6 protein-coding genes and 1 pseudogene are annotated in these 8195 nt (G+C 39.7%); 5 read left to right on the top strand and 2 right to left on the bottom strand.

Annotated features, from left to right (window positions below; genetic code table 11):
• From AC6RV6_RS29620 to AC6RV6_RS29600, 5 genes and pseudogenes are all read left to right on the top strand, one after another.
• Nucleotides 1-2239 (top strand): hypothetical protein (locus AC6RV6_RS29620; RefSeq protein ID WP_500244470.1); only part of this gene is annotated, 2239 nt, incomplete at its 5' end.
• A gap of 33 nt (nt 2240-2272) precedes the next feature.
• A complete protein-coding gene (locus AC6RV6_RS29615; RefSeq protein WP_500244469.1) occupies nt 2273-2755 on the top strand; it encodes a CIS tube protein in 483 nt (160 codons plus the stop codon).
• Nucleotides 2756-2800: 45 nt separating this feature from the next.
• Nucleotides 2801-4765 (top strand): VgrG-related protein, encoded by a 1965-nt coding sequence (locus tag AC6RV6_RS29610; protein WP_500244468.1) that lies wholly within the window; start codon nt 2801-2803, stop codon nt 4763-4765.
• Nucleotides 4766-4829: 64 nt separating this feature from the next.
• Nucleotides 4830-5216, top strand: a complete 387-nt coding sequence (locus tag AC6RV6_RS29605; protein WP_500244467.1) for a DUF4280 domain-containing protein — start codon at nt 4830-4832, stop codon at nt 5214-5216.
• Between the two features lie 340 nt (nt 5217-5556).
• Nucleotides 5557-5712: pseudogene (locus tag AC6RV6_RS29600) on the top strand (Uma2 family endonuclease); the annotation flags it as partial.
• Nucleotides 5713-5742: 30 nt separating this feature from the next.
• On the opposite strand, the gene AC6RV6_RS29595 reads toward AC6RV6_RS29600, so the two are convergent.
• Complete coding sequence (locus tag AC6RV6_RS29595) at nt 5743-7014, bottom strand: DNA cytosine methyltransferase (protein WP_500244471.1); 1272 nt, start codon at nt 7012-7014, stop codon at nt 5743-5745.
• Nucleotides 7015-7065: 51 nt separating this feature from the next.
• A complete protein-coding gene (locus AC6RV6_RS29590; RefSeq protein WP_500244466.1) occupies nt 7066-7842 on the bottom strand; it encodes a hypothetical protein in 777 nt (258 codons plus the stop codon).
• Nucleotides 7843-8195: the final 353 nt, after the last annotated feature.

Below are 8195 nucleotides of genomic sequence, written 5' to 3'. Positions count from 1 at the left end.
ACCAACCCAAGAATCCCTTCAAGAACAGTCTCCCTTTCCTACTTCAGAAAAATCAGCCTCATCTAATTCTGAATCAACAACCCATCTATCTCAAACCGAATCATCTCAAATCAGTGGAGAAACTTCTTCTCCTTCTGATACATCAACCCAGGAATCTCTTCAAGAACCATCTCCCTCTCCCACTTCAGAAACAGTAACCTCATCCAATTCTGAATCAACAACTCGTTTACCTCAAACCGAATCATCTCAAATCAGTGAAGAAACTTTTTCTCCTTCTTCTGATACCTCAACAAAGGAATCTCTTCGAGAACAATCTCCCTCTCCCACTTCAGAAACAGTAACCTCATCCAATTCTGAATCAACAACCCATCTATCTCAAACCGAATCATCTCAAATCAGTGGAGAAACTTCTTCTCCTTCTGATACATCAACAAAGGAATCCCTTCAAGACTCATCGCTTTCTTATACTTCAGAAATAGTAACTCCATCTCCAAACCCAAACCTAACTCCTCAAATCGGAGAAATTTCTTCTCTTTCTGATACTTCAACAAAGGAATCTCTTCGAGAACAATCTCCCTCTCCCACTTCAGAAACAGTAACCTCATCCAATTCTGAATCAACAACCCATCTATCTCAAACCGAATCATCTCAAATCAGTGGAGAAACTTCTTCTCCTTCTGATACATCAACAAAGGAATCCCTTCAAGACTCATCGCTTTCTTATACTTCAGAAATAGTAACTCCATCTCCAAACCCAAACCTAACTCCTCAAGTCGGAGAAATTTCTTCTCTTTCTGATACATCAACAAAGAAATCTCTTCAAGAACAATCTCCCTTTCCTACTTCAGAAAAATCAATCTCATCTAATTCTGAATCAACAACCCATCTATCTCAAACCGAATCATCTCAAATCAGTGGAGAAACTTCTTCTCCTTCTGATACATCAACAAAGGAATCTCTTCAAGAACCATCTCTCTCTGCTACTTCAGAAACAGTAACCTCATCCAATTCTGAATCAACAACCCATCTATCTCACAACGAGCCATCTCAAATCAGTGAAAAAACTTCTTCTCCTTCTAAGGAATTCGATCGCCAAACATCTATTACTGCTATTCCTCAAGCCAATTCCTCTAATTTTACATTGGTAGAGGCTCAAGCTCAGACTAATCCTACAATTCAGAATGTTATCAACCAAGCCGAACTTATTCAAACTCAATCACAAATGCCCGATCGCATCGCGGACAATGAAATTCCGACACCACCAAGCAAAAAATCTCGGCGATCCTCGCAACCTGCTGCAAAATTCGCGTCTCTGACTCAACTAAATTCATCTGGCTCGATGATTTCTCAAATGCCGACAGTTTGGGAAAATATAGCACAACTTAGTTCTTTAAGTCGTTCTGAACAATCTCAACAGCTGTCACAAAAATTTCAGAATAATAGTTCTCCTACTTCTGGAAATCTGACGGGAATGATGCAAAGAATGGTTGAATCGTCCGATCGCGATCGCCGATCGCCATCCGAGACAAAGCAGAAAACTCTCTCTTCTCAGTCGAATCTTGCGGAATTAATGAGTCACGTTCAATTCTCTCAAACTCAAACAAATCGAGTGCAGAAAAGCTCCGATCGCACTGGAAATGTTCCCGATAATTGGTCGAATATTGAAGAATTGCTCGGAGCAACATTATCTCCTCCTTCTAGTAAAACAGTTCGCAAAAATCCCGATCGCCCTGAAAATATTCCCGATGCTTGGTCAAATATTGAAGACTTAATCGGAAACACGACTCCCAAATCAACTGCTTCTTCTCGGATACAAACAAATGGACAGAAACCAATCAACAAAACTGAATCTGTGCAACAACCATCACAAACTCAAACCACTGTTAAATCGGGAACTAAATCGAAAACGCGATCGCAACAAGAAAAATCCCCCAATAAGAAATCTTCTCAGAAAAAATCTTTTCAACCTGCGATCGCTCCTGCCAATATTCAACCGTTACGATTTCCTGTCATTCAGCGAACGAGTGATGGCTCTAGCTCTAAAATGCCGGATATAATGAGGGATACAGAAGAAGGAGAAAGCGTTATCTTAGAAGCACAAGATAACAATACTTCTACTTCAGATAATTCTAACAACTTAGAAATCTTGGCACGAGAAATTTATAAATTCGTTCGCCAGCGACTGGTTCTCGAAAGAGAGCGTCATGGTTCCGGTTATTCCGGACGTTTACCTTGGTAATGTACGTGTTAAAACAATTAAGGAGAAACAAGCATGGCTCTTGAAAAAGCACAATTTATTTCCGATGAAAGCGATACGATTGAATTTCTTTTTAATCCTACAAAAATTACAGTTCAGCGATCGTTTGCAACAGATTGTGAAGAAGGAACAGGAGGAGGAGGACTTCCTAAAGTAAACTATAAAGGTCCTCAAGCCAGCACGGTTTCAATTTCCGAGATTATTCTCGATACTTATGAAACAGGAATCGATGTTATGACTTATATTCAAAAGTTTGAAGCAGCTTTAGAAAAAGATGACACGCTAGGACGACCGCCAATTTATACATTGACTTGGGGAGACAAAAAATACATTAAATGTTTTATTACTTCTTTACAATATGAGTTAACTCGATTTTATAGCGATGGCGTTCCCGTCCAAGCAAAAATCACCAATTTACAAATGTTAGAGGTTGAAGAACTGACGGCTGCTAGTGCCAGTACAAAATCTTATGATACAACCAACCGTTCGGCTCGCTAAACTTACTCAATTTATCAATTTTGCATCGTAAATTTTACATCAATTATGGCTGATTATACCCCCGAACTCACCATTAAAGTAGGCGGAAGCGCAATATCTGATGACCTCAAAGCAGATATTTTTTATGCTTCTGTTGAAGAAAGTCTCCATGCACCCAGTATGTTTACAATTGTTGTCAGCAATCCTAAATATGGAGGAGATACCAGCGATACTTTTGGAGAAAATGAAAGCAGTTTCTCGATGGGAGCGGCTGTAGAAGTTAGCTTTTCATCCAGTACGACGGCATCAGAAGATTTCAGTACCGAAGCTACGGGAACTCTAATGAAAGGGGAAATTACTGGGCTAGAAACGCATTTTACCGCTCAAGCAGAAGCCCCGATTGTTGTGCGTGGATATGATGTTGCTCATCGCTTGCATCGCGGTCGAGTCATTGCCTCTTATCAGGATATGACTGATAGCGATATTGTTAAAAAAATTGCTTCTACTGTGGGGATTTCTACGGGAACAGTTGATACGACCAGTCCTACTCACGATTATGTTTTCCAAGAAAATCAAACTTATATGGAATTTTTGCGAGAAAGAGCCGCTCGCAATGGTTATGAGTTATTTGTTCAAGATGAAAAACTGAATTTTCGCAAGCCCAGTTCTTCTGCAACAATAGAGCTAGAATGGTTAACAGATTTATCAAGTTTTCGCGGAAGAGTTTCTAGCGCCGAGCAAGTTAAAGAAGTAGAAGTACGCGGTTGGGATTACACGACAAAAAAGGAAATTACTTCGACAAAATCATCTCAAAGTAATGTTTTAACATCAACGGAATATGGCAAAGGCACGAGCTCGAGTACGCTGTTTGATAAGCCGACAACGCCGAAAATGATTGTCGTTGATAAACCCGTTTATAGTTCTACAGAAGCGGACACGATCGCGCAAGCCTTATTTGACGAACTATCGGGAGATTTTGTTGTCGCTGATGCGAAAGCGACGGGAAACCCCAATATTCGTCCCGGTAAGGTCGTCAAATTGACCAGTATGGGAAGTTATACGGGAGAATATTACGTGACCGAAACTCGGCATATTTACGATCGCGGCAGTTACACCACAGAATTTAGCGTGCGGGGGTTGCGCGGGGGGGATTTACTGAGCGTACTTTCTCCTCCTAATCGCTTGCGAATCGGTCAGACTTTATTGATCGGGAAAGTGACGGACAATAATGATGAGACGGATAAACTCCATCGCGTGAAAGTTTGGTTTCCCACTCTCACACCTGAATCCGGCTCTGATGCTCACACAAGTTGGTGGGCGAGGGTGGTGGGAACAGGTGCAGGCAGCTCTCGGGGATTTGACTGTTTGCCTGAGATAGGGGATGAAGTCCTCGTTGCTTTTGAACACGGTGATATTCATCGTCCTATCGTAGTGGGAGGGTTGTGGAATGGCACCGATAAGCCCCCAGAAGAGGTGACGAGTAGCGTTGCTGATGGTAAAGTTCGTTTGCGAACTTTTCAAACCCGCGTTGGTCACAAATTCCAGTTTGTTGAGGAGGATAAGGATAGCAGTTATATTGGAGCATATCTGACGACCAATTACGGTCATGCGGCGAACTTTAATGATACCGATAAAAAAATCGAGATCAAAACTAAAGAAGGCCATCAAATTTTATTTGACGATACCAATAAAAAAATTGAGGTGAAATCTCAAGGAGGTCATACGATTACCTTAGATGATAATGGCAAATCTATTAGCATTACTTCGACTGGAGATATGACGCTTTCGGCGGGTTCGAGCAATACCTTGACTCTCAATGCTCAAACTATTGAGATTAAAGGTACGAGTGCGGTGAATGCCAGTGTTAGTAGCAGCAAACTGGCAATTTCATCGAGTAGTGTCAGTCTCAAATCAGCGAGTACTGTTAGCGTGGAAGGCTCGACGACGGCAACGCTAAAAGGCTCAACCAGTACTACGGTAAGCGGAGGAACTTCGGTTTCTGTTTCTGGTGCTACGGTTAGTTTGGGTTAAAAAAATTAGCGATATTGTTATCTCTTAAGGATTGTTAATTAACTTAAAAACAAGGAGAATTTCAATGGCAAATTTAGTTACGACTGGCGCAGTCATTACTTGTTCGATGGGAACCGTTCCCAGTACCTTAATTGTTACATCCAATGTCAAAGTGTTTGCGACTTTAACGGCAGCAACGGTGATGGATTATGCACCAGTTGCGAATATTCCCAGTTTTGTCCTCTGTAAATCAACGACCAATCCCACAACGATCGCAGCGACGACGGCTGCGAGTGGCGTGTATACCCCCGGAGCCTGCATCCCTGCAACGGCCTCTCCTTGGTCTCCCGGGGCGGTAAAAACAAAGATTGGCGGGATTGCCGCATTAACCGATAGCAGTAAATGCACCTGTTCTTATGGTGGCTCTATTAGTATTACTTATGCAGGGCAGGTAAAAGTGAGTGCTTCTTGATTGGAGGGATTCAGTGGCGATCGCTTAATCCCGATTAAAAAAAAATAAAAATTATCGGGATTAGACAGATGCTATATAACTCAACTTGCGAGTTAAAAGACATGACCGATGCAGAAAAATATCTGGAATGGGAATGGTGGGACTCGAACCCACAACCAATGGTGCTTCAGGTTAATTAGAGGGTTCGAATCCCTCCTGTCCCGCTTCTCGTTTATTTTGCATATTCTGTTAATAAACTTTCTCGATCGCCAAGTTTGAATACTGGCTTGAATTTTAGCGATCGGCTAAAATGGGCGCATGAATTCGGATAGAGCATTCCTCAATCCTATGAGGTCGTTATGGGGCGGTTTTAGGTTGGTTAATCGATCCAAAAACAAGAAAAGTGGAAGTTTATCGTCTAGATTCAGAAGTGGAAGTATTATCAAATCCGACGGAGTTATCGGGTGAGGAAGTTTTGCCGGGTTTTAGGTTAAATATGCGTCGGGTGTGGGATTGAAATTTAGGAGTAAAGAGATCGTAGATCCTACTACAATTCCAATCCGGGAATTGCTAATTGAGTGTATACTGGTGTTTTTTTCATGGTTTCAATTTCTTCGCGATCGCTTTCTTTTTGATTTAGCATTTCAATTAAACATTGACCTAAGTGATAAGCCATATTGACAGGGACAGCATTGCCAATTTGTCGATATTGAGCGCTGAGAGAACCTGTAAATTGCCAATTATCGGGAAAGGTTTGGATGCGTGCATATTCTCTCATTGTTAAAGGTCTTGTTTCGTCAGGATGACACCTTTCTGTTTGGGTTTGTGCGGGACTGCAAGTTACGGTTAATGCGGGTTCTTCCCAAGATAATCTTTTTGCAAAACCTGTTCTTCCACCTCCTTTATAATAGCTACTTTTCATATAGTCTTTTTGAATCTCAACAGGTAAATCTCGCCAATTTCCTCCCGGTGGGACTAATTCCATAATTTCTTTTTTTCGGGTTTTATATTTAACACCTTGCGATCTGGGACAATCTTTCAAGGCATCTCGTAGAGGAATCGTATAATTTCTTTCTTGAGGAAAGATCGCTCGTATTTCTAGATCCTGCCGCGTGGCAATCATAATCACTCTTTCTCGCTTTTGAGGGACATCTAAAAATTGTGCGCTCAGAACTTTATAAGTAACATTATATCCTAAATTTTGTAAAACTTTCATCATCGTTGCTAAGGTTTTTCCTTTTTGATGACTGAGCAATCCTCGCACATTTTCTGCAATGGCAATTTTCGGACAAACTTCCGACAAACAGCGTGCAAATTCAAAAAATAGCGTTCCTCGCGTGTCTTCAAATCCTTTACCATGTCCAGCATAACTAAAGGCTTGACAAGGAAATCCTCCAGCGACAATATCAATGCGATCGCGATATTGTCTAAAATCAATATTGGCAACGTCATCATGGATAATTTTCCAATTAGGTTGATTGATTTTGAGTGTATTAATACAATTTTTATCAATCTCAACCAATAATTTTGTTTGCAAACCTGAATTTTCCAATCCTAATGCCATTCCGCCACAACCTGCGAATAATTCAACAACATTAAAAGACGTAATCTCTTGAGATTTTAAGATTTTGTAATTATTATTTGATGTTGTAATAGTGTTATTCTGATTTTGCAATGCTTGCAGTTCTTCAAGATTAAATACTTTTTGTCCTCTAGATATTTTTTGACTTTTAATAAGTTTTTTCTTTTCCCATTGTTTTATAATATCGGGAGATATCCCTAATATTTGTGCGGCATTTTTGAGAGGCAGGATTTTCATTAACCGAATTTTTTTCAATACCAGTTTTATTGTATATTCTCAATATCATAACTAGCGATATAATTGTTTGTCAAGATATTTGATTGCATCTGAAAGCCGATCGAGAATAAAATCATAATCTAAACCAATAAGAGACCAAAACTGAGAACCTGCTAAAAGTTGAATCCCCGATTGTTGAGTTTTTGTTTTACTAATTGTCCATGATTTCCCCATATCGAGTGCGGCTGCAAAAATTGGATTTGTGTGGATTTTTAACTCGTTTATACTTCTTTGGCTTTGACTACCTGTAAGCGTATCTTTTTTGGTCTTCAATTGTGTATATCGAAGATTTTGATTATCGTAAATAATTAGATCGATTCCTTTTATTTTAAGGTTCAAAGCTTTATCTGGAAGAAAAACGCGATTGCTAACTTCTGCAATGTCCTCGAATTTATGTCCTAGATTCTCGGAAATAAAACGAGTGTAAACATTGGATAGATATAAATTCTCACTTCCTGAAAATTCAAAAATATTTTTAAATCTTGTTTTTTTCTTTTTTATATTTTCTCTGAATGTTTCCTTCTCTTGAGATAGCCCAGACCAAACTTCTTCCTTAAAATAAGAGATTATATCTACTATTTTTTCTTGTTTTTCTGTTGAGCTTATTTTTCTTGAATTTTGTTTAAAATATTCGTTTAGATAAAAGTCTAAAACTCGACAAATCTGATATGAGTCAATTAATTCTACATCGTTCTTGGGAATATATTCTGGGATTTTTATACTCTGTTTTTGCAGGTTTATTTCTTTCACTAATCGAGTCGGGTTATCGTGATACTGATACAAGTTCATGGTTTTTCTTGATTTGATTATGTTGTAGCAATCTACGATCTTGTAAGATGTATTTACAATAGCATCCCAAGATGACTTCACATTATCCTCAATCTTCTCGTGCCTAACTAGGATACAGCATCGGATGGTTTGGCGATCGCGCCCATAAAAACAGCCCTAGCGATCGCACCGATCTAACCCGATCGCTATAATTCAGCAATGTCATCGGCTAGAGCTTCGGGATCGTAGTTCTCATCATTGGATAAAACCACAATACTCGTCTCGCTGTCCGTATAATGACGATAATAGGTACTCGTTCCTCTAAGTACAGGACAAAAATTGGAGAGAGTCAAGAAAAGCATCAAACTTGTGGT

This window comes from Spirulina sp. LEGE 11439 (assembly GCF_059821285.1).
This window is presented reverse-complemented; position numbering and strand designations above follow the sequence as displayed.